Annotated in this window: 20 protein-coding genes; 7 read left to right on the top strand and 13 right to left on the bottom strand. The window is 69.0% G+C overall.

What is annotated here, in order from left to right; genetic code table 11:
• The first annotated feature begins 28 nt into the window (after nt 1–28).
• The 4 genes from EV385_RS26560 (at nt 29) to EV385_RS34445 (ending at nt 3,577) form a co-directional block, all read left to right on the top strand.
• Entirely contained in the window at nt 29–1,300 is a 1,272-nt protein-coding gene (locus EV385_RS26560) for an extracellular solute-binding protein (protein WP_242625085.1), read from the top strand.
• Entirely contained in the window at nt 1,297–2,292 is a 996-nt protein-coding gene (locus EV385_RS26555) for a carbohydrate ABC transporter permease (RefSeq protein ID WP_130511910.1), read from the top strand. The genes EV385_RS26560 and EV385_RS26555 overlap by 4 nt, the downstream gene beginning before the upstream one ends.
• A gap of 41 nt (nt 2,293–2,333) precedes the next feature.
• Nucleotides 2,334–3,182 (top strand): carbohydrate ABC transporter permease, encoded by an 849-nt coding sequence (locus EV385_RS26550; protein ID WP_165449612.1) that lies wholly within the window; start codon nt 2,334–2,336, stop codon nt 3,180–3,182.
• Nucleotides 3,183–3,367: 185 nt separating this feature from the next.
• Nucleotides 3,368–3,577, top strand: coding sequence for a hypothetical protein (locus EV385_RS34445; RefSeq protein ID WP_207229962.1), 210 nt, complete (start codon nt 3,368–3,370; stop codon nt 3,575–3,577).
• On the opposite strand, the gene EV385_RS26540 is transcribed toward EV385_RS34445, so the two are convergent.
• From EV385_RS26540 to EV385_RS26500, 9 genes are all read right to left on the bottom strand, one after another.
• Nucleotides 3,526–4,809, bottom strand: a complete 1,284-nt coding sequence (locus EV385_RS26540; protein ID WP_130511908.1) for a polysaccharide pyruvyl transferase family protein — start codon at nt 4,807–4,809, stop codon at nt 3,526–3,528. The genes EV385_RS34445 and EV385_RS26540 overlap by 52 nt on opposite strands.
• Nucleotides 4,810–4,907: 98 nt before the next feature.
• Nucleotides 4,908–7,217 (bottom strand): glycoside hydrolase family 2 protein, encoded by a 2,310-nt coding sequence (locus tag EV385_RS26535; protein ID WP_207229960.1) that lies wholly within the window; start codon nt 7,215–7,217, stop codon nt 4,908–4,910.
• A 97-nt stretch (nt 7,218–7,314) separates the two neighbouring features.
• Entirely contained in the window at nt 7,315–8,838 is a 1,524-nt protein-coding gene (locus EV385_RS26530; protein WP_207229958.1) for a mannitol dehydrogenase family protein, read from the bottom strand.
• An 84-nt stretch (nt 8,839–8,922) separates the two neighbouring features.
• Nucleotides 8,923–10,131: a D-mannonate dehydratase ManD gene (manD, locus tag EV385_RS26525; RefSeq protein WP_130511907.1), complete on the bottom strand. Its 1,209-nt coding sequence runs from the start codon at nt 10,129–10,131 to the stop codon at nt 8,923–8,925.
• Nucleotides 10,128–11,006 carry an ABC transporter permease gene (locus tag EV385_RS26520; protein ID WP_130511906.1) on the bottom strand — a complete coding sequence of 293 codons (879 nt, stop codon included), beginning with the start codon at nt 11,004–11,006 and terminating at the stop codon, nt 10,128–10,130. Before EV385_RS26520 ends, manD begins: the two co-directional genes overlap by 4 nt.
• The gene (locus tag EV385_RS26515) at nt 11,006–11,956 is read right to left on the bottom strand and encodes an ABC transporter permease (protein WP_130511905.1); all 951 of its coding nucleotides are present in this window, start codon (nt 11,954–11,956) and stop codon (nt 11,006–11,008) included. Before EV385_RS26515 ends, EV385_RS26520 begins: the two co-directional genes overlap by 1 nt.
• Nucleotides 11,953–13,113, bottom strand: coding sequence for an ABC transporter ATP-binding protein (locus tag EV385_RS26510; protein WP_130511904.1), 1,161 nt, complete (start codon nt 13,111–13,113; stop codon nt 11,953–11,955). Before EV385_RS26510 ends, EV385_RS26515 begins: the two co-directional genes overlap by 4 nt.
• Nucleotides 13,110–14,291 carry an ABC transporter substrate-binding protein gene (locus tag EV385_RS26505; protein ID WP_130511903.1) on the bottom strand — a complete coding sequence of 394 codons (1,182 nt, stop codon included), beginning with the start codon at nt 14,289–14,291 and terminating at the stop codon, nt 13,110–13,112. Before EV385_RS26505 ends, EV385_RS26510 begins: the two co-directional genes overlap by 4 nt.
• Nucleotides 14,292–14,428: 137 nt before the next feature.
• A complete protein-coding gene (locus EV385_RS26500; protein WP_130511902.1) occupies nt 14,429–15,421 on the bottom strand; it encodes a LacI family DNA-binding transcriptional regulator in 993 nt (330 codons plus the stop codon).
• 187 nt (nt 15,422–15,608) lie between these two features.
• Between EV385_RS26500 and uxaC the strand changes: the two genes are divergently transcribed.
• The 3 genes from uxaC (at nt 15,609) to EV385_RS26485 (ending at nt 19,063) form a co-directional block, all read left to right on the top strand.
• Complete coding sequence (gene uxaC / locus EV385_RS26495; protein ID WP_207229957.1) at nt 15,609–17,102, top strand: glucuronate isomerase; 1,494 nt, start codon at nt 15,609–15,611, stop codon at nt 17,100–17,102.
• Between the two features lie 377 nt (nt 17,103–17,479).
• Nucleotides 17,480–18,082, top strand: coding sequence for a SigE family RNA polymerase sigma factor (locus tag EV385_RS26490; protein ID WP_165449611.1), 603 nt, complete (start codon nt 17,480–17,482; stop codon nt 18,080–18,082).
• A gap of 9 nt (nt 18,083–18,091) precedes the next feature.
• Nucleotides 18,092–19,063, top strand: a complete 972-nt coding sequence (locus EV385_RS26485; protein ID WP_130511900.1) for a hypothetical protein — start codon at nt 18,092–18,094, stop codon at nt 19,061–19,063.
• Between the two features lie 358 nt (nt 19,064–19,421).
• Here EV385_RS26485 and EV385_RS26480 read toward each other — a convergent pair whose 3' ends face one another.
• The 4 genes from EV385_RS26480 to EV385_RS26465 all read right to left on the bottom strand — a co-directional run bounded on the left by EV385_RS26480 (nt 19,422) and on the right by EV385_RS26465 (nt 23,400).
• Nucleotides 19,422–21,413, bottom strand: coding sequence for a glycoside hydrolase family protein (locus tag EV385_RS26480; RefSeq protein WP_130511899.1), 1,992 nt, complete (start codon nt 21,411–21,413; stop codon nt 19,422–19,424).
• Nucleotides 21,414–21,561: 148 nt separating this feature from the next.
• Nucleotides 21,562–21,969, bottom strand: coding sequence for a LysR family transcriptional regulator (locus tag EV385_RS26475; protein ID WP_242625083.1), 408 nt, complete (start codon nt 21,967–21,969; stop codon nt 21,562–21,564).
• A 130-nt stretch (nt 21,970–22,099) separates the two neighbouring features.
• Complete coding sequence (locus EV385_RS26470) at nt 22,100–22,804, bottom strand: hypothetical protein (protein ID WP_130511898.1); 705 nt, start codon at nt 22,802–22,804, stop codon at nt 22,100–22,102.
• Complete coding sequence (locus EV385_RS26465; protein WP_130511897.1) at nt 22,804–23,400, bottom strand: RNA polymerase sigma factor; 597 nt, start codon at nt 23,398–23,400, stop codon at nt 22,804–22,806. Before EV385_RS26465 ends, EV385_RS26470 begins: the two co-directional genes overlap by 1 nt.
• Nucleotides 23,401–23,544 lie beyond the last annotated feature (144 nt).

Raw genomic sequence — 23,544 nt, 5'->3', positions numbered from 1 at the left:
GCCGCACAACGCCTCCTGGAGAACAACTGTGAAGGCACTTCGAGCCGGATTGGCCGCCGCGCTGGCACTGGTCACAATGACCTGCGTCGGCGCCTGTTCGGGTACCAGCGTCGGTACGGACACCGAGCCCGGCACCATCACCTTGAAAGTCAACTACTGGGGGGACTTCGGGCTCAAGAACCTCATACCGCTTTACACCAAGGATCATCCGAACATCAGGATCCAGCTGAATCCCGGCGACGTGGCCCAGCAGCACGAGGATCTCCAGAAGTATCTCGTGGCCGGTTCCGGAGCGCCCGACATCGCGGCGCTGGACACGTCCTACACAGTGTCCTTCCGAAACCAGGCGCAGAGATTCGCCGACCTCGGGCAGCTCGGGGCCAGCACGTACCAGGACAGATACCTGCCCTGGAAGTGGCAGGAGACGCTGTCACCCGAGGGCCGGCAGATCGGTCTGGGCACCGATATCGGCGGCCTCGCCATGTGCTACCGCAGCGACCTGTTCAAGGCCGCCGGCCTGCCCACGGAACGCGACAAGGTTTCCGCACTGATCCAGGATTGGGACGCCTACATCAGGACCGGCGAACAGTACCTCAGCAGATCCGGAGGCAAGAAGTTCGTCGACGGCGCCGGCCTGCTCATGGAGGCGGTCCTCCAGCAGCAGCAGACCGGATATGTCACCCCCGGCGACATTCTGAACATGGACGGCGGCCCCAAGATCGCCTGGGACACCGCGACCAAGGTGGTCGCCTCGGGTCTGTCAGCCAACCTCAAGCCCTTCACCCCGGAATGGAACGCGGGGATGAAGAACGGCTCCTTCGCCACCATTCCCTGCCCGGCCTGGATGCAGGCCTACATCAAGGACCAGGCACCGAACACCGCGGGTAAATGGGACATCGCACGCCCGCCGGGCGGTGCCGGCAACTTCGGCGGATCCTTCTGGTCCATTCCGGCCCAGGGCAAGCACATCAAGGAGGCGTACGCGTTCGTCGAGTGGCTGGTCCAGCCCGCCCAGCAGCTCGCGATCTTCAAGGAGGTCGGGAACCTTCCCGCTCAGCCTGCCCTCTGGGACGACCCCGCGATCCGTGACGCGCGGAACCCGTTCTTCAACGGCGCCCCGGTCGGCAGGATCTTCACGGAGTCGGCGAGGAATGTGACGCCGCAGTACCAGGGCAAGCAGACCGCACGGGTACGCACCGAGGTGTCCAACGTCTTGGATCAGGTTCAAGAAGGCAAGATCAAGGGTGCGGCAGCCTGGGAGAAGGCGAAATCAGCGGCCGTACGGGCCGCCGACCGATGACCAGCCAGCTCAGCGCGTCGCCGTCCGCAGTGACGAGCCCGGTGACGGCCTCGTCCGCGGCGGCGCCGCAACCGCCGTCCTGGCGCAACCGGCTGACCCGCTGGGACACCGCCTACACCCCGTACGCGTTGATCGCGCCGTTCTTCCTGATCTTCGGTGCCTTCGGATTGTTTCCCCTGCTCTACAACGCCGTCGTGTCACTGCGTACCTGGCGGCTGGACGACCCCGCGAGTGACGGCTGGGCCGGATCCGCGAACTACACCGCCGTGCTGGGTGACGGCCGGTTCTGGAACGCGATGCTGAACACGGTCGGCATCTTCCTGTTGTCCTCCGTGCCGCAGCTCGTCCTGGCCATGCTGCTGGCCGCGGTGCTCAACCGGCGGATGCGGTGGCGCACCGGTCTGCGCATGGGGGTGTTGCTGCCCTACATCACGCCGATCGCCGCGTCGACAATCGTCTTCGGTGCCCTGTTCGCCAACGAATTCGGACCGATCAACTACCTGCTCTCCACCGCCGGTCTCGACCAGGTCGACTTCCGCGCCGAGAAGTGGTCGTCCTGGCTGGCCATCGCCACCATGGTGAACTGGCGGTACATCGGCTACAACGCGCTGATCTACCTCGCCGCCATGCAGACCGTGCCCAAGGCGCTGTACGAGGCCGCCGTGCTGGACGGCGCGGGTGCGTGGCGGCAGCTGTGGCACATCACCGTGCCGTCGATCCGGCCGGCAGTGGTCTTCACGGTGATCCTGTCGACGATCGGCGGCATGCAGCTGTTCACCGAACCCCTGCTGTTCGATCCCGAGTCCCGCGAAGCCACCGGTGGTTCCGACGGTCAGTTCCAGACCATCGCCATGCTCATCTACCGAACCGGCTGGAAGGAGCTCGACCTGGGCCGGGCGGCAGCGATGTCCTGGGTGCTGTTCCTGATCATCGTTGTGCTGGCCGCCGTCAACGGGCTGATGACCAACCGCCTCGGTGGGGGACGACGATGACCGGATCAACCGACGTGCGCAACCGGACAGCGGTGACATCGATGCGGCGAGGACGACCGCCGGCGGACAGCCCGGCCGGCCCGCTCACCTATGTCCTGCTGGTGGTGACCATCGCGCTGTCCGCACTTCCGCTCTACTGGATGTTCGTCGTCGGATCCAGCGGCGAGGAGGACGTCTTCCGGTTGCCCCCGGTCACAACGCCCGGAGATGAACTCGGCGAGAACGTGCGTGCGGTGTTCGCCGCCGACAATGTCTTCTTCATCGCGTCCCTGCTCAACAGCCTGTTCGTCGCGATCGTCGTCACCCTGTCCGTGCTGCTGTTCTGCTCGCTGGCCGGCTTCGCCTTCGCCAAGCTGCGCTTCCGCGGGCGCGGTCCCCTGATGCTGTTCCTCATCGTCACGATGACCGTGCCCAATCAGCTCGGCGTCGTCGCGCTCTACATCGTGATGGGAAAGCTCGGGCTCAACGGCACCCCGGCAGCCGTCATCCTGCCCGGACTCGTCACCGCGTTCGGGGTCTTCTACATGCGCCAGTTCATCACCGATGCGGTGCCCGACGAGCTGATCGAGGCGGCCCGGGTCGACGGCGCCACCACGTTGCGGATCTTCCGCAGCGTGGTGGCACCGACCCTGCGGCCCGCCCTGGGCGTCCTCGGCCTGCTCACCTTCACGGCCACATGGAACGATTTCCAGTGGCCACTGATAACCCTCGGTGGGTCGGAGTACCCGACCGTGCAGGTCGCCCTGTCGAATCTCGCGTCCGGCCAGTACGTGGTCTTCTCCCGGCTGCTGGCGGGCGCCCTGCTCGCCACCCTGCCGCTGGTGATCGTGTTCGTCATCGCCGGCCGGCAGATCGTCACCGGGATCATGGAGGGCGCGGTGAAGAACTGACGCGCGGCACCGAACGGACAAGTCATGCATGATGACCGCGTCCTGGTGGAACAGCGCCTGCAGCGAGTGCTTCGCGAACGGATACGTCCGGCGGGTCACCCGTGCCGATGGCGGCGCCACCACGACGGTACGGCTGTCGCTGCTGCAGCGCGTCACGCTACCCGGACCCGGACACCGACCAGGGGATGCACCGGCTGCGGTATGCCGTCGTGACCGGCGCCCGGATCGCCGACGCGGTCCGGTACGGGTACCGGATGAACCTGCCGGTGCGCACCGTGGCCGGCGCCTCCGCGGTGCTGACGCTGCGCCCGTTCCAGATCATCACGCTGCGCTTGCGCCGGCGTCACCCGGTCGCCCGCAGCCGCGTGCCCAGCACGGCCATCTCCTCCGCGTGACGCTCCCGCACCAGCGCGCGCGCCGCACGCGCGCGGGCCTGGGCCGCGGCGAGATCCTTCGTCACCGCCAGTACGGCCGGCACGATCCTGCCGATCGACGCCTCGTCGTCCATGTCGAACAACCAGTCGGCGAGCCCGATGCTGCGCCACATGAATCCCTTGCTGGTCTGCTGCTTCCACCGGCACAGCAGCGCCGGCACCCCGTGGCCGATGGACAGGATCGGTGAGTGCTGCTCATTGCTGAGCATGCCGGCCGACCGGGCATAGACACCGACCGCCTCTGCCAGCGAGGTCCAGAAGGAGTCCCGCCAGACCACTCTGGCCCGCACGTCGGCCGGCAGCGGGTCGACCAGTACCTCCTTACCGAGTCTCACCTGGCTGGCGTCCTCGGGACAGACCAGTACCCGCAGTGACGTCTGCCGGACGACCTGGATCATGGCCGCGCGCAGCGGGGCGTGGTCATGCTCCTTCATCGACTGGTTGAGCGCGTCGTTGCGCCGGTCCGCGTCGGTCATCGGCCGGTTGTAGATCTCCCAGTACGGCGTGGTCCGGTACCGCGGAATGACACACAGGAACTGGCCGGTCCGCAGGCCGGCACCATCGCAGAAGGCGGACGCCGCGACATCGTCACGCAGGTCCGTGGCGAAGGCCCCGTCCGGGCCGAAGCCCGTCACGGGCGTCTTCAGTCCGTCCGCCTGGGCGCGCTGCAGCGAGGGGTAGTCGCGGAAGTAGGCGAAGCGTGCCGCGTTGAGCAGGTCGAGTTCGTCCGGGCCACCGTAGGTGATGCCGAGGACTCCGTACGGTTTGCCCGTCTCGGTACGCCACCGGGCCACTTCCCTGGCACCGAGCAGCATGGGTCCGGAGCCGTGCAGCAGGAAGTCGTTGTACGCGAGCGCCTGCCGTACCTCTGTCTCGGACGACTGGTTGATCACCTTGAGCTTCGGGAAGCGCGCCAGGAGCATCTGGCGCACGCCGTGGCCGACGTCGCTCGGCCACAGTTGCACCTCGGCGTGCGGAAGGTGCTTCTCCAGCAGGGCAAGCACGCCGGGAGTATGGGCGACATCGCCGATGTTGACCGTCTGCCAGGAGGAACGCAGCAGGATGCGGGGTGCCCGGTTGCCGGGCGCATCCGCTCGGCATCCGGGGTCGGCGGCGGCTTGTGCGCTGCCCGGCGCCTGTGCGATCAGCCCGGCCGCGAGCACCGCTTCCAGGAAGTTACGTCGGTTCGCCATGTCACAGCCTCGTTTCGTGGTCAGGGGGTCGTCGATGTCGAAGCGGGCGGGTGGACTGCGTGGGTGGTGCCGGACCGTCGGCGCGGCCCGGCACCGTTTCAGGAGAGGGTCACGGCCGCCGTGTCGGTCACCGTCTGCCCGGCGACGGTGGCGGTCACCTCGACGGCGTTGTCGCCGGGCCGCAGCACGTCGGCCCACTCGAAGATGCGGTCGGTCGGGCTGCTGCGCTGCTGTGTGCCGATCTCCCGGCCATTGATCTTGAGGGTGACCCGCTCGGCGTTGGAGTACACCCGCAGGTCGTCGATCAGCGGTCCGTTGTGTGCGGCGTTGTCGCGCCGGCGGTCAGTCCAGCCCTTGCTGGTCAGGTGCAGCGTGGGATGCGACGACCAGGTGGCCTTGTAGAAGTAGAAGGGGTCCTTCTTCACGCCGCGGTCGTAGCTGATGAGTCCCTTGTCGTTGATGCCGGGGACGGCTCCTTCGGCGCGCCAGTCTGAGGCGAACTCGTTGAGGTTCCAGATGAAACTGCCCCACACGAAGGGCCGTGCCGACAGCTGTGCCCAGTAGCGTTCGTGGAAGTGGTTGCCGTATTCCACGGGGTGGAAGTCGCCGTCGTTCTTGGGAATGTAGGTGAGGTGACCGGTGTGATCGTCGACATCGATGCCGGCGCCGTACTCGGAGACCGCGACGGGCTGGTTCGGCAGGGCGGCGTGGATCGCGTCGAGTTGCCTGCCGAGCCCGTTGATGCCGGCGTCGGCCTTGCCATCGCGGGTGGCGGGATCCTCCGAGTTGGTGTACCAGCCGCTGTAGATGTTGTGCCCGGTGGTGTCGGCGTGGTTGGCGATCCTACCGGTGTCCGGCACGCAGCAGGTCGCATAGGTGGTGAGCCGCTGTTCCGGGCTCTCCCGCTTCGCGAGGGTCTGCAGGTCGGAGAGCAGGTCGTTGACGGGTTTGGCGTCGTCGGCGTAACGCTGCTCGTTGCCGATGCCCCAGAACGCGATCGACGGGTGGTTGTAGTTCTGCCGGATCAGTTCGGTCAGCTGCGCACGCGTGGACGCGCGGAACTGGTCGGTGTCCTTGACCGAGTTGACGAGCGGGATCTCGGTCCACAGTACGATCCCGCGCTCGTCGGCGAGCGTGTAGTTCAGCTCGGGATGCTGGTAGTGCGACATGCGTACCGCGGTCGCGCCCATCTCGTCCAGGTTGTCGAAGTCGCGGCGGCTGTCCCCGTCCGTGACGGCGCTGCCGCGGCGCTTGACATCGGTGTGCAGGTTGACCCCGTACAGCCGGTAGGGCTGGCCGTTGAGCCTGAAGCCCGTTTGCGCGTCGACCGCGATGGTGCGCAGGCCCAGCGGCTGGGACACCAGGTCGGTGACCTTACCGGCGGCCTTGTCCCTGACCTGGACGTGCACCCGGTACAGGTACGGGTCGCGGCGGCCGTTCCAGCGGTGCGGGTTGGCGATGGTCACCCGCTGCACGAGGTTGCCGGCCGAGCCCGCCGCCAGGTCTCCGGCGGAGTCGGTGCGCTCGGCGACGGTCATGCCACGCTTGTCGGTCACCACGGTGCGCACCTCGACGGCGCGGGCGCCGGCGTGGTTGTTCCACAGCCGGGTGGTCACGTCGACCGTGGCGGCGGCGTCGGTCAGGTCGCGCTGGTTGAGGTAGACACCGGGGCCGCCATGGTCGAGCATCCGGATCTGCAGGGGGTCGGTCGCGATGAGGCTGACCGGACGGGTGACGCCGCCGAAGAAGGTGAAGTCGGCGTCGAGCGGCGCCAGGTCCTGGCCCCAGGCGTTGCTCACCTTGACGGCGATGACGTTGTCCTGGCCGGGTCTGAGCCCGTTGGCCTGGATCCGGAACCGGCTGTAGCCGCCCTCGTGGTGGCCGGCGGCCACCCCGTTGACGTAGACGTCGGCGATCCGGCTGACGGCGTCGAACTGCAGGTACAGCATCTTGCCCCGGTAGCTCGCCGGTACAGTGACGTGCTTGCGGTACCAGGCGACGCCGCGGGCCACGCCGTCGTAACACGGTTCTGTCGTGTCCTGCTCGAAGATCTTCTGGATGGCGGTGAGGCCGGTCCGGGTTTCTGTCCTTGCGTTCCTCCCGGGGCAGCCGTCGGCCCCATCGACGGCGTTGTACGTGTGTGGCACATCGACCGTGCGCCAGGAGCTGTCGTCGAAGTCGACGGCTGCGGCGCCGGCGGGCCCTTGACCGCCGGTGTCCGGGCCGGTGAATCGCCAGCCCTGGCTCAGGTCGAGGCGTTGCCGTACCTCGGCCGGAACGGGGGCCGCCACCGCGGGTACGGCGACGACGATCGCACTGCTGACCACCGCCAGCACCGCGGCTGTCGATGCGCCGAGCCGGACGCTGCGACGCCGCGGTGACATCGCGCCGGATGTTTGCGAGGACATGAGGCTCCTTTCGGTGCCCGGTGGCCCGGGCGTCGGGAGGGATGGCTGAGGCTGGGCCAGCGGCGCCCGCGGGACGGGACGCCTGAATGGGGTGTGATCAGCTGCCGGCTGAGCGCGATGGCCGCCGAGGCGTCGGCGTGAGTAGCCGGGCCACGTGTGCGGTGAGCAGATCGCGAAACACCGGATGGGCGGGCAGATCGTCGCCGAATATCTCGGTAACGCCGAGCAGCACCGCCACGATCCGGGCGGCGTCGTGGGGCCTGGGTCGGTCGCACAGTCGGCCTAGCTGGGTCCGCAGGTGGCCCAGCATCGGATCCTCGACGGCCAGCACCCGATCGTCATCGGTGCGGCCACGGACGAGCAGGACCATCCAGGCGGCTACCGCGAGCGCCGCCCAGGTGGGTTCGGTGCCCGCGGCGAGACGATCGCGGACCGTACCCAGCACTCTGATCGGCAGCTTCAGTGAACCATCCGCGGCGACCTGCAGCGTCCGGTGCCCCAGGGCGGGGTTGGCGAAGCGGCGCAGCACGGCGTCGCAGTAGCCGGACAGTTCGAGGCCGGCCGGCGGGCGCAATGTCGGGCTGGCATCGTGCACCATCAACGCCGCAGCGGCGGCGGCCAGTTCCGGGTCGGCGACGGCCGCGGCGATGGTTTCGTGGCCGGCCAGCGCTCCGGTGTAGGCCAGCAAGGAATGCGCGGCATTGAGCAGCCGAAGCTTGACCGCCTCGTAAGGGGTGACGTCGGCGGTCAACAGGGCTCCGGCACGGTCCCAGGCCGGACGCCCGGCGGCGAAGTCGTCCTGCACGACCCATTGGCGGAACGGTTCGGCCACCACCACTGCCGCGTCCGTCACGCCGAACGTCCGGGCGATCTCGTCGCGGTCGCCGGACCGGGTGGTGGGCACCATCCGGTCGACCACGGTCGACGGGAACGACACCTCCCGCGCGACCCAGGCAGCGAGGTCCTCGCCACCCGGGGCCGGCAACGCGGCGCAGAACCCGGTGACCAGTTTCCGCAGCACCGATCCGTTCCCGGGCAGGTTGTCACACGACACCAGGCTCAGCCCACGGCCGTGCCCGGCCCGGCGCCGCGCCAGTGCCGATACCAGCGTGCCGACCACCGTCCGGGGCCGGTGACCGGCCCCGGCGTGCCCAGCCAGGTCGGCACGCACGCCGGCGTCGCGCAGATCCGGTTCGCCGTGCCGGTCCAGGCGGTAACCCTTCTCGGTCACGGTGAGGGTGACGACCCGCACCGCCGGGTCCGCGAGGCGGGCCACCACATCGTCCTCGGTGGTGGCCAGTACCTGGCGGACCGACCCGACCAGCCGCGGCTCGCGGGCGCCCGTTCCCCGCTGCAGCACCGTGTACAGACCGTCCTGCGGAACCAGCTGGTCGCGGACGTGCGCGGAGCGTTGGGTGACACCGCAGATGCCCCAGTCGCTCTCTCCCGCGGCAGCGAGGGCGTCCTCGGTGTAGACGGCCTGATGCGCGCGGTGGAAGGCGCCGATGCCCAGGTGCACGATGCCGATGTCCAGCGCGGCCGGATCGATCCGCGGCGCCCGCATGCCGGCGCCAGCCGCGCTGGGCAGCGTGGCCATGCTCAAGCGCGGTGGCACGCTCACCTTTGTCCTCCTTCGTTACGGGCTCACCGGCCCGGCCGCCCCGCTGCTCGATGAGGTTGAATGCCGACCGGGAACGCGCGGGGGTCACCAGTGGTGCAGCGTGCCGTCCTCGAGGCGGTTCACCGGCAGCGAAGCCGGCCGGTACGGGTAGCCGGCAGCGAGCTCCTCGTCGATGTCCACGCCCAGCCCGGGTTCCTCCGACGGGTGCAGGTAACCGTCGGCGAAACGGTAGGTGTGCGGGAACACCGCGTCGGTGGCCTCGGTGTGGCGCATGTACTCCTGCAGCCCGAAGTTGGGGATGCTGACGTCCAGGTGCAGGGCGGCGGCCATACACACCGGAGACAGGTCGGTCGCCCCGTGCGAACCGCTGCGCACGTGGTGCAGTGCCGCCAGATCGAAGATGCGCCGCAGGTGCGTGATGCCGCCCGCGTGCACCACGGTGGCCCGTACGTAGTCGATGAGTTGCTCGCGGATGAGCTGCTGGCAGTCCCAGACGGTGTTGAACACCTCCCCCACCGCGATCGGCGTGGTGGTGTGCTGCCGGATCAACCGGAACCCCTCCTGCAGCTCAGCCGGCACCGGATCCTCCATCCAGGTCAAGGCGTACGGCTCCAGGAGCTGGCCGAGCCGGGCCGCCTCGATCGGGGTGAGCCGATGATGCACGTCGTGCAGCAACTTCAGGTTCGGCCCGAACTCGTCACGGACCCGGGCGAAGACTCCCGGGATGTGGTGGAGGTAACGGTCGGTGGACCACTGCGCCTCGGTGGGAATCGCGGCGTCCGCCGGCTCGTAGAACAGTTTGTCCTTGCCCACTCCGTAGGTGGCCGCCAGGCCCGGGATGCCGGTCTGCACCCGCACCGCCCGGTAGCCCATCTCGACATACCGCGCGACCTCGGCGCAGACCTGCTCGACCGATTCGGCGTTGGCGTGGCCGTACACGGTCACGCCGTCGCGGGAGCGGCCGCCGAGCAGCTGGTACACCGGCAGACCGGCGACCTTGCCCTTGATGTCCCACAACGCGGTGTCCACCGCGGCGATCGCGCTCATCGTCACCGGGCCCCGCCGCCAGTACGCGCCCCGGTACAGGTACTGCCAGGTGTCCTCGATGCGCGCCGCGTCCCGTCCGATCAGTGCCGGCACCACATGGTCGGTCAGGTAGCTCGCCACCGCCAGTTCCCGGCCGTTCAGCGTGGCGTCGCCGACGCCGGTGACACCCTCCTGCGTCTCCACCTTGAGCGTGACGAAGTTGCGTCCGGGGCAGGTCACGATTACCCGGGCATCGATGATTTTCATTCCACGTCCTCTTTCACCCGGGCCACCAACTGCGTCGGATTCACGAACCGCAGTGCCACCAGCAGCAGGACGAGCATCATCGCGGTGTACATCACGGCCATGGCATCGACCGACTGCTGGGCCCGGATACCAGAGGCGGACATCGAGTAGTAAAGCGCGACGATCAACGTCTGAGAGTCGGGACCGGCGGTCAGGAACGTCAGTTCGAACATGCCGACGGTGCGCACCAGCACGAGAATGGACGCGGCCAGGACTCCGGGAAGCAGCAACGGCCCGACGATCCGTAGCAGCACCCGGCGGGTGTTCGCCCCGCACATGCGCGCCGCCCGCTCGATGCCGGGATCGATCTGTTCGATGAACGGTGTCATGGTCAGGATCACGAACGGCACCGACGGCACGAGGTTGGCCAGCACCACACCCGACAGGTTGCCCGCGAGCCCGAGCTCGTACAGCAGCGTGGCCAGTGGGATCCCGTAGGTGACGGGCGGCATGAGGATCGGCAGCAGGAACATCAGGTACACCACGTTGCGCCCCGGAAATGTGCGCCGGGCCAGCACGTACGCGGCCGGCGCACCGATCAGCACGGAGATGCCGACCACCAGCAGCGCCACCTCGACGGTCACCGTGAGCACCTGCAGCAGGCGGAACTCCTCCCAGGCCTGGCCGTACCAGTCGGTGGTGAAGCCCTCGGGGAGCCAGGTGTCGAACCAGCGCCGGCCGAAGGAGTTGACCAGCACCGATCCGATCACACCGGCGACGTTCAGGAAGAAGAAGATCACCGCACCCCAGAGCAGCCAGGCGACCGGGGTGGCGCGTACGCGCCTTCGGCGGGGTGGCCGCGAAGCGGGTGCGGACGGATCCAACACGGTGGACATCAGCCCTTTCCTCCCGCCGTCGAGCCGGTGTACAGCAGCGAACGGGCACCGAGCACGACCGCGATGACGATCAGCTCGACCGCTCCCATGACGATGGCGATCGCCGAACCGAGCGCATAGTCGAACTGTTCGTAGGCGGCCTGGTACGCCGCGATGGAGATGACCCGGGTGGACCCGGACGGATCGCCGACCAGTACGGCCGACGGGAACACCGCGAACGCCAGCACGAACGTCAGGCAGAAGGTGGTGGCGAGCCCGGGCGCCAGCAGCGGCAGGGTGACCCGGCGGAACCTGTTCCACCAGCCGGCTCCCAGCGTCGCCGCGGCTCTCTCCAGGCTCGGGTCGATACCGGACAGGTAGGAGAGCACCAGCAGGAAGGCGAACGGGAACCCGGTGATGACCAGCGACATCACCACACCCCAGTAGTTGTGCGTCAGCTCCAGCGGCGCGTCGACCAGTCCCGTCGAAACCAGGGCCCGGTTGAACCACCCGGTGGGCCCGAGGAAGTTGAGCAACCCCTGGGCCGTCAGCACGGTGCCGAGCGTGATGGGCACGACCAGCGCGGTGGTGACCAGCCGCTTGCCCCGGAACCGGCCCCGCATCCGGTATGCGATGGGCACCGAGGCGAGCACGTTGGCCAGCGCGACGGGCAGCGCGATCCACAGCGTGGTGCCGATGGTGTCGCGCTGGAAGGTGTCGGTGAAGAACGCCCGGTACGCGGAGAGCGCGTCGCCTTGCCCGGGCTGGAACGACAGCGCCACCCCGTAGCCGAAGGGGTAGACGAACAGCCCGAGTACGAAGATCGCCGCGGGCACCAGCAGCAGCAGCTGGCCGTCGACTCCACGCTCGGCCAGCCGGTGCCGCAGCGCCGGCCGGGCGCCGGGCGGCACGGCACCGGCGGTGAGGCCGTTCCCGGTCCCGGTGGCGGACTGCGTGGTGACGGTCGTCATCGGCTCGCTCCGGCACTCACGGCCGGCGCTCGCCGGGCGGACGCCGCGACGGAGCCCGGTTCGCCCGCCACGGCGTCCCGATCAGCGGGGAAGACCAGCAGGTGCGCAGGGTCCACGGCGACGCTGATCCGGTCGCCCGGTACGGGCCGGCACGCGCTGCCGGCACGGATGTGCAGGTTGGTGCCGCCGTCGGTGCGGGCCTCCACCGCGACCTCGCGTCCCTGGTACTCGACCACCTCCACGGTGGCCGCCACGGCGTCCGGTGCCTGCGGGCTGCCGATGCGCAGATTCTCCGGACGTACCGCCGCGATGGTCTCCGTGCTGCCGGCGAGCGTGCCGACCGCCGTCCCGGTCAGCCGGAGGCCGGCGCCTTCCACTGTCACGTGGTCGCCGGCGCGGCCGGTCACCCGCAGCGGCAGCAGGTTGCGGAAACCCATGAAGTCGGCGACGTGCCAATTGCTCGGCCGATCGTGCAGGTCTTCCGGTGTGCCGACCTGCTGGACCCGTCCGCCTCGCAGCACGACCAGACGGTCGGCCAGCGACAGCGCCTCCTCCTGGTCGTGCGTGACATAGATGGTGGTGAGGCCCAGCGACTGGTGCAGGCGGCGGATCTCCGTACGCATCTCCAGCCGTAGCTGCGCATCCAGATTGGACAGGGGCTCGTCCATGAGTACCAGAGACGGCTCGAGCACGACCGCACGGGCGATGGCGACCCGCTGCTGCTGTCCACCGGACAACTGCCCGGGCAGTTTGCCGGCCTGCTCCTCGAGATGCACCAGCCGGATCGCCTCCGCCACGCGCCGCTTGATCTCCGGGCGCGGCAGGCGGCGCATCTGCAGGCCGAAGGCGACGTTCTTGCGGACCGACATGTGCGGGAACAGCGCGTAGTTCTGGAACACCATGCCGAAACCGCGTCGTTCCGGCGGCAGCGTGTCCAGCCGGGTGTCGTCGCGGAAGATGCTGCCGGCAGTGAGGGGGACGAGCCCGGCCAGACAGTTCAGCGCCGTGGACTTGCCGCAGCCGGACGGGCCGAGCAGGGCGATGAACTCGCCCTGTGTGATAGTCAGGCTCAGGCCGGTCAGCGCGTCGTGGTGGGCGAAGCGGCGCGACACACCGTCCAGGCGCAGCTGCTCGAAGCGGCGGTCCGTGGTGGTCACTTGCCGACCTGCCGATCGAACTCGGCGAACATCTCCTGGATGGTGCCCGCCTCGAATGACGGCACGACGGGGCACTGCTCGATGAGCGGTCGGTAATAGTCGGGCCGGTCGAACTTGTCGAACACTTCGCGGCTGCTCGGCGGCGCCTTGGACAGGTCGACGCCTTCGATGGCCCACCCCGTGTACAGGTAACCCTGGTCCGCTGTGATCGCCTGCTGCTCCGGGGTGAGCATGAACGCGATCAGCTTGCGGATGACGTCCTGCTTACGCTGGGACAGCCCTTTGGGCATCAGGACGTAATGCGCGTCGGCGATCCAGGTGAAGGTGCCGCAGTCCGCTTTGCCGGCGGTAACCGCGGTGCCGGGCGCCACGACCTTGACGTCGGGCGGCACCGTGCCCAGCGCCCGCGGGTTGAGGTCCCAGCCGGTGCTGCTGACGACGACCTTCGAGGAGCCGTTGGCCAGGTTCTTCATGGTCTCACCGGTGCTGGAGGCCAGCGTCACGTGGGGCTTGAGCAGCTTGAGGTAGTTCCAGGTCTTCGTCCACTTCGCCGGCGGCAGCTCGTTCTCGCCGAAGTGGTGTGCCAGGGCCATGAGCAACGCGCGGCCGGGGCCGGACTTGGCGGGCAGGGCGTACTGGAAGCGTTTCGGGTTGGCCCGCGCCCAGGTGAGCAGCGATTCCCAGGACGTCGGAGGGTCGGTCACGTCCGCCGCGAATTCCAGCAGTGGACCGTTGGGGTTGTAGTTGATGGTCACGGCGTACGTGCCGGCGAGATTCTGCGCGGCCCGGGCGCCGGCGAGGTAGTTCTGCTGGCCGGGGATCGCGCCGACCGGGTCCAGCAGGTTCTTGCTGACCGTCGCGGCGTACCCGTCGATGCCGGTGAGGACCATGTCGATGTCCGTGCGGCCCGCCTTGAACTGGGCTTCGAGCTTGCCGGGCATTTGAGTAACATCGGTCTTGCTCGCGGTGTAGGCCTTCAGCTCCTGCGGATAGGCCTTCTGGAAGTTCTTGATGATCTGCTCGGTGAGCTGCAGGTTCCCGGCGACGTCGACGATGTTGAGGGTGACGGGTCCAGCGCCGTCGCCGCTGCGGGAGGAGGGGCCACCGCATGCGGTTGCGGTGAGGGCCAGCGCGAACGCTGCGGCCACGAGGCCCGCACGGTGGAGGGGGGAAGCCATGCTGTACCTTTCCGGTGCTCAGGGGTCGGCAGGACGGCGTGCGTTAGGGGCTGGTGGCGCGGGCCTGCGGTTACGCTCACGCCTCGATGAGATGACGACGGCGCGGCCGTCTGAGTCGGGTGGTTTCGCCCGGGAGATCAGTCGACCGGTCCGGGCACGCCGGTGGAGCCACGGACCATGAGCTGGGCGGGCAGTTCCCGCCGGCGTGCCACGGCGGGGTCCTCACTGCGCATGATCTCGAGGAGGAGATCGACACCGACCCGGCCGATCTGGTCTTGCGGCTGCGCGACGGTGGTCAGCGGCGGGCTCACCATCTCGGCCATCGCGATGCCGTCGAAACCGATGATGCTGATCTGCCCGGGCACGTCGATGCCGCGGTCCGTGAACCGGCTCAGCATGCCGAGGGCGATCAGGTCGTTGTAGGCCATCACGGCGGTGACACCAGCGGCGAGCACGAGGTCCGCCGCGGCCACCCCGCCGGCGAACTGCGGTGCCACCGTGCCGACTTCGACCAGATCCACCTCCTGCGCGGCGGCGGCGCCGCGCAGGGCCCGTACCCGCTCCCGGTTCGACCAGGAAGCGCGGGGCCCAGCCACGTATGCCACCCGGCGGTGGCCCAGCGCGGCGAGGTGGCTCACGGCCTGCCGGACGCCGGCGAGGTTGTCGATCGTCACTGCGGGAATCCGCCCACTGCGCCGGTTGATCAGCACGAGCGGGGTCGCGCCCACCAGGGCACGCAGGTCGTCCTCGCTCATCCGCGGCGCGCAGAGCAGGATGCCGTCCACCTGCTTGGTCAACGCCCGTACGAGTGCCGCCTCCTCGACCGGGTCCTCGTTGGCGTCGGCGAGGAACACGGAGTACTCGAAGTCCCGGGCACGGGTCTGCACACCCTTGACCACCGCGGGAAAGAACGGGTTGGTCAGGTCGGGCACGATCAGGCCGAGGTTGCCGGTGCGGCCGAGGACCAGGCCCTGGGCGGTCGGGTTGGGCTGGTAACCCAGCTCGGCGACCGCTCGCTGCACCTTCTCCCGGGTCGGCGGCCGGACCAGGTCCGGCATGGACAGCGCGCGGGAGACCGTGGCCGGGGACACCCCGGCCAGCTTCGCCACGTCTTTGATCGTCACTGCCATCTGGTGCTCCCCACCGGCCAGCTCCTACGTGGACTCAGTCTGAAATCGTTTTCGGAGCTCGTCAAGGGACTGATTGGTTTCAGGAAGATCACGAAGGTTTCCTTGCTATGAACTGCGGCTTGACGCCATCGTCGTCGGCTCGTAAACCTTGAAAACGTTTACACCGACGCTGCCTCAGGAGGTACGTGTGCGCCGTTTGCACCTGGACGAGGATCGAGCCTTTCCCGCGGAAACCATGGCGAGGGACGCGGCTCGGCGGATCTACGCGGCCACCCGGCATCTCCCGTTAGTGTGCCCGCACACGCACGTCGACGCGGGCCTGTTGGCCGACGACCTGCCGTTCCCCGACCCGGCTCGGCTGTTCGTCACGCCCGACCACTACGTGACCCGCATGATCCACTCCGCGGGCGTGCGGCTGGAGGAACTGGGCATCGACGGCCTCGGCGACCAGGGGAACGCCCGTGCCGAGGCGGACGCCCGGCGCATCTGGCGCACGTTCTGCGAACATTGGCACCTGTTTCGCGGCACACCCAGCCGCTTCTGGCTGACCCACCAGCTCGTCGAGGTCTTCGGCGTGGCCACAGTGCCGTCGGCCGAATCGGCCGACGCGTTGTTCGACGAACTCGTCGACCGGCTGCGCAAGCCGGCATTCTCGCCACGGGCGCTGTTCGAGCGGTTCGGCATCCACCAGTTGGCGACGACCGATTCGCCGCTGTCCTCGCTGTCCGGACATGCACGACTGCGCGCCGCCGGCTGGGGCGGGCGGGTGGTGCCCACATTCCGGCCCGATTCACTGCTGCACGTCGCACACCCGCACTGGATCGCCGAGACCGACGAGCTGGCAGCCCTGACCGGCATGGACACCGGCGACTACGCCGGCTTCGTCTCCGCCCTCGCACACCGGCGCCACGTCTTCCGCGCCGCCGGCGCCCTGGCCACCGACCACGGTCACGCAAGCGCCGACACCACCTCGCTGTCCCCCGCCGAGGCCGCCCGCATCTACACGGCCGCCCGGGCCGGCCGGGCCACCCCGGCGCAGGCGGCCGCCTTCGCCGGACACATGCTCTTCGAGATGGCCCGGATGTCTTGTGAGGATGGTCTGGTCATGCAACTGCATCCCGGAGTACTCCGCAACCACCACCGCGGCATACTCCGCCAGTACGGCCACGACCGCGGCTTCGACATCCCCACCCGGATCGAGTTCACCCGTGCCCTGCGTCCACTGCTGGAGGCCTTCGGGCACACCCCCTCCTTCCGGATGATCGTGTTCACCGTCGACGAGACCACCTACTCGCGGGAACTGGCGCCCTTGGCCGGCGCGTATCCCGCCCTGACGCTCGGCGCTCCCTGGTGGTTCCTCGACAGTCCGCAGGGGCTACGCCGCTACCGTGAAGCGGTGACCGAAACCGCCGGCTTCTACAACACCGCGGGATTCGTCGACGACACCCGTGCCTTCACGTCCATTCCGGCACGCCACGACCTCGCCCGCCGCATCGACGCCGGATACCTGGCCACCCTGGTGTCCGAGCACCACCTCGACCTCGAAGAGGCGATGGACACGGCCATTGACCTGGCATACCGCCTGCCCTTGACCCACTACGGACGCCGCCCGGCCAATGCGCCGGCATTGGTCGATTCCACACCTGTGAGCACCGCTTCCCGTGTCACCGGGAAGCGCTGACCTGTGGTCGGGGCAGCCGGCGGCGACGGCGGCGCCTGCCGGAAGGCGCCGGGACCGCAACCGGTACCGAGCCAGCCGAGAACCGGTGCGGCGCTGTTCGCGTTCCGGCTGCCGAAACCGGCGGGTGCGACGGGCAGCCCATCCGCGCCCTTCGTCAGGCGAACGGCATCCCTGCGCGCGACCGCTGCCGTGCCGACTGGAACGGCTCCCCTGAGCCGACACGCCTCACGGGACTTCTACGCCGGCGTGGCCGACGCCCTGCAAGATCATAATCGCGGAGAGTACCGCAACGATCTTTTTCGGCGAGGTTGAGTCTTACCACGCCTGGGCTCCGTCTTGAGGGGCATGGATGAGACGATGACGGCGGGAATGCCGTGGTGAGCCATGCGCAGGGCCGGTGGACGGAGCCCTCCTCGATGCCGGCCGGACGACAGGATGCCGCGGGCGGCGCGCGGGCCGGCACGACGGCCGCGGCGCTTGACGACGACTTCGCGGCCTTCGTAGGGATTCATCACGCCCGGCTGCTGCACCTGGCCGAACTGATCATCGGTGATGAACACCGCGCGCAGGACCTCCTGCAAGCCGTACTGGCCAAGACCTATCTGCGCTGGTCACGCATCCGTCAGCAGAACCCGGTCGGCTATGTGCGCACGGCTCTGATCCACGCGCGCACCGACTGGTGGCGGCGGCGCTCGTCCTCAGAAACACCCGTGGCGGTTGTACCGGAGCCCCGCAGCATTCCCGACCACGGCGGCCAGGTCGCCGACCGCGACGCGATCCACCGGGCGCTGGCCGTGCTCAACCGCAAGGAACGGGTGGTCATCGTCCTGCGATTCTACGAAGACCTGGAACTGGCTGACATCGCCGCCGAGCTGAACATGCCCATCAGCACGGTGAAGAGCCTCTGCGCTCGCGCACTGACCAAGCTGCGCATCTCCCCCAGCCTGTCCGACATGCACTCCACCGACTCCCTGACCTGAGGAGAAACCATGCACACCACCGAAGACCTGCGGGCCGCGCTGCAGAACCCGCATACCGTGAGCGAACCCAACATCGCGGCAATCGTCGCTCGGGGCCGCCGACGGCGACGAGCCCGGCGCATCCTCGGCGCCGCAACCGCCCTGCTCGTCGTCGGCGCCGCCGCGGCCGCCCCTAACCTGGTGTCCGGCCTGCGCAGGCCGGCATCGGCGCACACGGCCGCCGACACGCAGCAGCACAGCACGGACAACCGATTCCACTACTACCGCAGTATCGGTTACCGGCAGGACTCCCCCGGCAGCCCGCGATGCGGCTACGTACACGAAGCCTGGTACCCCTTCGACAGCCGCCAACCCGGCCGGGCGGTACTGGCAGACGGCGTAGTTCTGCCGGCCCCGGACTGGGCCGGTGACCCCCGCGCACTCGCCGCGCAGCCTCGATGCAGCTACAAGGTCCAGGAAACCGACCGCCTCATGCAAGGAACCACCGGCATGCCCGGCATGCCGGAAAACCGCGGCAGCTGGGGCCAGCCGAGCAAAGAGTTCATCGCCGCGCTTCCGGACACCCCCGAGGCGCTGCTGCAACACGCCGTCACCGCAGTCGTGAACGACCCGGTCAACCAACAGCAGCGCAAGTCACTCACCGATCCGAGCTCCAACCTGCGGTACGTGTACGCGTTCGGCAGCCTCGCGGACCTCATCAGCAGCGACTACCCCGACGTGACCCCACAGGTGCAGGCAACCACCTTGCAGGCGATGCTGCTCATCCCCGGAGTCCGCAAAGACTCCTCGATGAAAGACCTTCTCGGCCGTACCGGCATCGGGCTGGTCGGGCCCGCGGAGAAAGGCGAGTCCCCCCGCGACGTCGTCACCTACATCATCGATCCGCAGACCGGGCAGTACCTCGGCGCCAGCTACACCGGCGGACGCTCCGCCAGCACGTCCACGACCGTCGACGACACCACCACCCGCCCCGGCGAATAGCCACCTACCGACGTAGCCGGACCGACTTACCGGCAGTTCGTCAAGTCGCCGATCCGTACCGTCCTGCGGCGCGGTATCGACCGCGGCGAGCTACCCCCAAACTGACCCCGACGAGGTCATCTCAGTGCCCTGTCGGCGTTCTCGCGGCGTGGTGCAGGGTGTCCGGCGGGGGCGACGCGAATCCGCGGCATTCCGGGCCGCAGGGTGGCGATCGCCCTGAGCGCGGCCGCGGCACTGGCGGCCGGAGTGGGGGTCACCGCTCGGACGATGGCCCCGGCGGATCAGCTCGGCGATCCTGGAGTGCAGGTGCGGCTTGGTGGTGCCGCGGCCAAAGCGCCGCGGCACCACCAGCCACCGCTCAGAGCGGGACAAGCGACCGGTCGGCGAGCAGCACGGGTGAGTCGTACACCGGCACGCCGGTGAAGGTGTACGTGGCACCCGACCTGGACCACGACCCGTCCGGAATGTCGTAGACCTCCGCGGTCCGCAGGTCGACATAGACCGGGTCGGTGAAGTTGCCGGCGGGCACGGTGACCGTGGCGAACTCGCGGGTGGTGCCGGCCGAAGGGATGCCCTCCTGGCCGCCCCGAAGCCACAGGGCGACCGCCTGACGGCCGATCGCGTTGCGGAAGGTGTGCACGGCCGCGTCGCGCCCGTCGACGGTTGCGCCACTGGACCTGGTCGGCGTCAGCCTGCCGTCCAACACCGAGGCGGCCGCCTGGATGGAGTAGTACGCCGGCTTGGCATACCGGACGGCGCGTGTGTCGTCGTGGATGCGCAGCAGGCCCTTGTCGTTGATGCCCGCCGGGGGCGCGCCGTAACGCATGTCGGATATCCCGAACACATTCGTCGGCACCCCGTTGCCCAGGTCGGCGATGAGCCGGCGCAGGTCCCACTTCGCCTGGCTGACCGGGGTCCACGGCTGCTCGGCGAGCGCTCCCGTACCGCCGGAGCGGCTCGGCGCGCCGCCCTCACCCATGCGCAGGCTGACGCCCGGTGCGATGCCGGCCAGCCGGCCACGCACCTTGGCGATCTGGTCGTACAACGCCTTCTGGTCGGGGTTGTAGCTGTACGCGTGGTAGGTGACTGCGGTGACCAGGTGCAGTTTGCCCAGCTCGGCGAGCCGGCTGAGCACCTGCTCGGGGTAACTGGGATTGCCCCACAGCCCCGCAGCGGCAACGCCGTAGATGCGCGCGTTCGACTGCGCCGCCCGGATCCGCCGCGCGGTGAAGATCAGGAAGTCGGCGTACTGCTCCGGGGGCACCTGGTCCCGCAGGTCCGGTTCGTTCCACACCTCCCACTCGTCCACCGCACCGCGGAACTCGGTCACCAGCGCGTCGACGTAGTTCCCCCAGGCGGTCAGCCCTTCGCCCGTGGGTAGCCGGCCCCCCGAGCCGATCTCACCGCCCGCGCTGCCGTACACCGCCGGATTGCCGTACGACACGCTCAGCCACGGACGGACACCCCGTGCCGTGGCGTCGTCGACGACCGAGCGGAGCCACCCGAAATCGTAGACACCCCGGGTGCGCTCCGTCTTGGCCCAGCCGGTCTGCATGCGGATGCCGGTGGCGCCCAGCGGATCGAGGTAGCGGCGGTAGGACGCGTAGTCGGTGTAGTCCCGATCGAGGGTCTCGCCGCCGACCGACACCGAGGAGGCGCCGATGGCGCCCGCGTCCCGCGGCCGGACGACACCCAGAGAGGGCCATGATGCCGCGGCAGCCTCGGCCTCGATGCGGACGTCGTCGACCCACACGGCGCCGACGCCCGATCGGGAGACGGTGATCTGCAGGTGGTCCAGCGTGTCCACCGGCGACCGGAAGGTGAGGCCCGAGGCGAGGAGCCGGCCGTCGAGATAGACCGTCGCCGTATCGGTGGCGGGGCGAGCAACGATCCGCAGGTCGTACCACCGGTCAGCGGTGTAGCCGCGCAGTGTGGTGCGCTGCGCACCCCGGTAGCTGTACCAGTTGGCGGAGTCGTCGAGCGCCACGGTGACCGCCCGGCCCTGAGGGCCGTCGAGGTGCACCCCGATCACCGCCGAGGACTGTTCGGCCCGCAGCCGCAGACTGACCACCACCGGGTCGGACGTGGCCGCGAAGCTGCGGCCGGCGAGCGTGGAGGTCGACGCCGACGTGTCGGTCAGTCGCAGGCTGCGGTCTCTGGTCGCGGGCAGCTCGGCCACGGCTGCCTGCCCGCCGGAACCGGTCCACCCGGCCGGCAGTGCGCCGATCGCGGTGCTGTCGAACTCGTCGTCGGCACTGGGCGCCGCGGCGGCCGGCGCGATGCCCAGGGCTGCCGCGGTCAGAACTGCGACGCCGGCGGCCAGCCAGCGCCGGTGGTGAAGGAGAAACACGGAGCGACCTCCTGAACGGGAAAGGTGTCAGGACTGCGCGACCGGTCCCGTCGCGGTGCGTGCGGTACAGCCGGATCGGCGGCCGTCCCGGCACTGCTTCCGGAACGACGCGCCGACCGCGTTTACGGCACCGCGGACCGGCGCTGTTTCATACCGGTCCGATGGCCACCTGGTTTAGCGGTGCCGCATGAACGGCTGTCGGGCTGCTCGTTCGACCGTCCAGTGACGGCCTGTCGCCGCTGAGCGATGCCTCGCCGCATTCCCGGGCCGGCTCCCAGTCCTGGATCTGCTTCCAGCCTCGGGCCGCTTGATCCACCCAGTCTCTCAACAGGCGACCCTTAACCGTCAGCCGCACCAGTCGAGTGTGGCGATCCAGGAGACGGTTGCCGAAACTCTGCTCCAACCGGCGAATTCGCACCGAGAGAGCCGGCTGTGTGATGTCGAGCCGGACCGCCGCCCGCGTGAAGCTGAGCTCTTCGGCGAGTACGCGGAAGGCGATCACGTCGCCCCAGTTGATCCCGGCTTGCCCGGCCCAGCGGTGATCAGCCTTCTTCACGGCTCTTCCTCCCACTTGCACCCAGGTACCCACGTCCTGTGGTTGCGATGGAGATCCCTCCGGGACGCCCGGCGTAACAGGAATCGGAGGATCTGTCACGGCCGGTGGGAACCTGGCCCCGGCAGAGCGGTCATCGCGTCGCCGGTATCGCGCGGCTGGGAGCCGGGTCGGCGGGCCATGACGAGCCGGTCCTCTGATGCGGGGAGCGGGTGCTGCAGCCGATCTGGAGCCAGCCGACGACCGGTCCGGTGCCGAGGGCGTTGCTGCTACCGAAATCGGACGGCGCGACAGGGAGCCCGTCGGTGTCCTTGGTCATCGGGACCGCTGATTCGGCATCGGAGGTGACCAGGAGATTCACGTCTTGGGAAGGGATCCTGGGGTTGATGAGGAAGCTGATGCCGCCGCCCTCGTGCAGGGGTGGCCCGGCGACATCCACTGCGGCGCTGACACCGATGAGGCGCCCGGCGGGGCATCCCTCTGCTCGGGTCTCGATGAGGGTGGTGGGAACGCCGTGCCGGCGTAGCGCCTTGTGCAGTCCGTCGATCTGGTCGAAGTCGGCGATGTCGTCGATCGTGACCTTGACCAGGCCACTGGGCATGACGTCGACCGCGTAGGCCTCGGGTGTTTGCACATTCACGCCCACGGCGAGAGCGGCGGTGACGGTGACGGTGACGGCCAGGGTCGCCCACGCCCAGCGGTGCCCATGTCGGCGGCGTACCGGGGCGGGCCCGGCAGTGTGGGCGCAGTCGTGGTCGCGGCGGTAGGCGTCGACCACGTCGAGCAGTTCGGGAAGCAGGCGGCTCTGGAAACCGGTGAGCGGTTCGGTGGGGGGCATCAGGAGACCTCCGTACGGGCGAGCGATACAGCGGTGGGGGCGGGCGTGGCAGCGCTGAGCAGGGCACGTAGTCGACGGCGAGCGCGACTCAGGCGCATCCGGGCGGTCGCGGGCCGGATACCGACGACGGCTGCCGCCTGGCTCGGATCGAGCCCGTCGAGGCTGACCAACTCCAGCAGCTGCCGCTCGTCGTCGCTGAGCTGGTCCATCACCGTGGTCAGGGTGTGGGCATCGCGCGCGGCGTCCAGCTGGCGTTCGAGAGTGTCGTAGTCGTCGGCCTGCAACAGCCGACGTCCGGACAGCCGGCCGACAGCTTGCGCTTCTCGAGCCCGTCGGCGGCGCTGCTGCGCGGCGACGTTGGCGGTGATGCCGTACAGCCACGGCACCGCCTTACCGCGGCTGGGGTCAAAGCGTTGCGCTGTCTCGATCACGGTTACGAACACCGTGGCCACCACGTCCGCGACGTCATCGGCCACCTGAAGGCGCCGTACCGCGGCGGCCTGCACCCGTGCGACGTGGCGCCGGTAGAATTCCTCGAACGCGGCCGGATCGGTGGACAGCCGGGTCAGCAATTGCTCGTCGTCTACCTCACGCATCGCGCCTCCGCAGCCGAAACGATCTTCATACCTATGACTTCACCGCAGCGACGTCAGCGCAACGGGTCAACCTCTACCTCACGGAGGCCCTGTCTTGCGATGGAGACCTCCGCGCCCAGCCTCGCGTAGCCGCCGGGCCGTGCT

The sequence above is a fragment of the Krasilnikovia cinnamomea genome (assembly GCF_004217545.1).
Classification (GTDB): Bacteria; Actinomycetota; Actinomycetes; order Mycobacteriales; family Micromonosporaceae; genus Actinoplanes; species Actinoplanes cinnamomeus.
The sequence above is the reverse complement of the archived record's forward strand: the minus strand, read 5'-3'. Positions and strand labels throughout refer to the sequence as shown.

Excerpts from the sequence above, each read along its gene's own strand:
- EV385_RS26515 (WP_130511905.1), bottom strand. The coding sequence starts at position 11,956 with ATGACGACCGTCACCACGCAGTCCGCCACCGGGACCGGGAACGGCCTC.
- EV385_RS26485 (WP_130511900.1), top strand. The coding sequence starts at position 18,092 with ATGCACACCACCGAAGACCTGCGGGCCGCGCTGCAGAACCCGCATACC.
- EV385_RS26540 (WP_130511908.1), bottom strand. The coding sequence starts at position 4,809 with ATGGCGAACCGACGTAACTTCCTGGAAGCGGTGCTCGCGGCCGGGCTG.
- EV385_RS26520 (WP_130511906.1), bottom strand. The coding sequence starts at position 11,006 with ATGTCCACCGTGTTGGATCCGTCCGCACCCGCTTCGCGGCCACCCCGC.
- EV385_RS26535 (WP_207229960.1), bottom strand. The coding sequence starts at position 7,217 with ATGTCCTCGCAAACATCCGGCGCGATGTCACCGCGGCGTCGCAGCGTC.
- EV385_RS26465 (WP_130511897.1), bottom strand. The coding sequence starts at position 23,400 with ATGCGTGAGGTAGACGACGAGCAATTGCTGACCCGGCTGTCCACCGAT.
- EV385_RS26470 (WP_130511898.1), bottom strand. The coding sequence starts at position 22,804 with ATGCCCCCCACCGAACCGCTCACCGGTTTCCAGAGCCGCCTGCTTCCC.
- EV385_RS26550 (WP_165449612.1), top strand. The coding sequence starts at position 2,334 with ATGCGGCGAGGACGACCGCCGGCGGACAGCCCGGCCGGCCCGCTCACC.
- EV385_RS34445 (WP_207229962.1), top strand. The coding sequence starts at position 3,368 with ATGCACCGGCTGCGGTATGCCGTCGTGACCGGCGCCCGGATCGCCGAC.
- EV385_RS26505 (WP_130511903.1), bottom strand. The coding sequence starts at position 14,291 with ATGGCTTCCCCCCTCCACCGTGCGGGCCTCGTGGCCGCAGCGTTCGCG.
- EV385_RS26500 (WP_130511902.1), bottom strand. The coding sequence starts at position 15,421 with ATGGCAGTGACGATCAAAGACGTGGCGAAGCTGGCCGGGGTGTCCCCG.
- manD (WP_130511907.1), bottom strand. The coding sequence starts at position 10,131 with ATGAAAATCATCGATGCCCGGGTAATCGTGACCTGCCCCGGACGCAAC.
- EV385_RS26555 (WP_130511910.1), top strand. The coding sequence starts at position 1,297 with ATGACCAGCCAGCTCAGCGCGTCGCCGTCCGCAGTGACGAGCCCGGTG.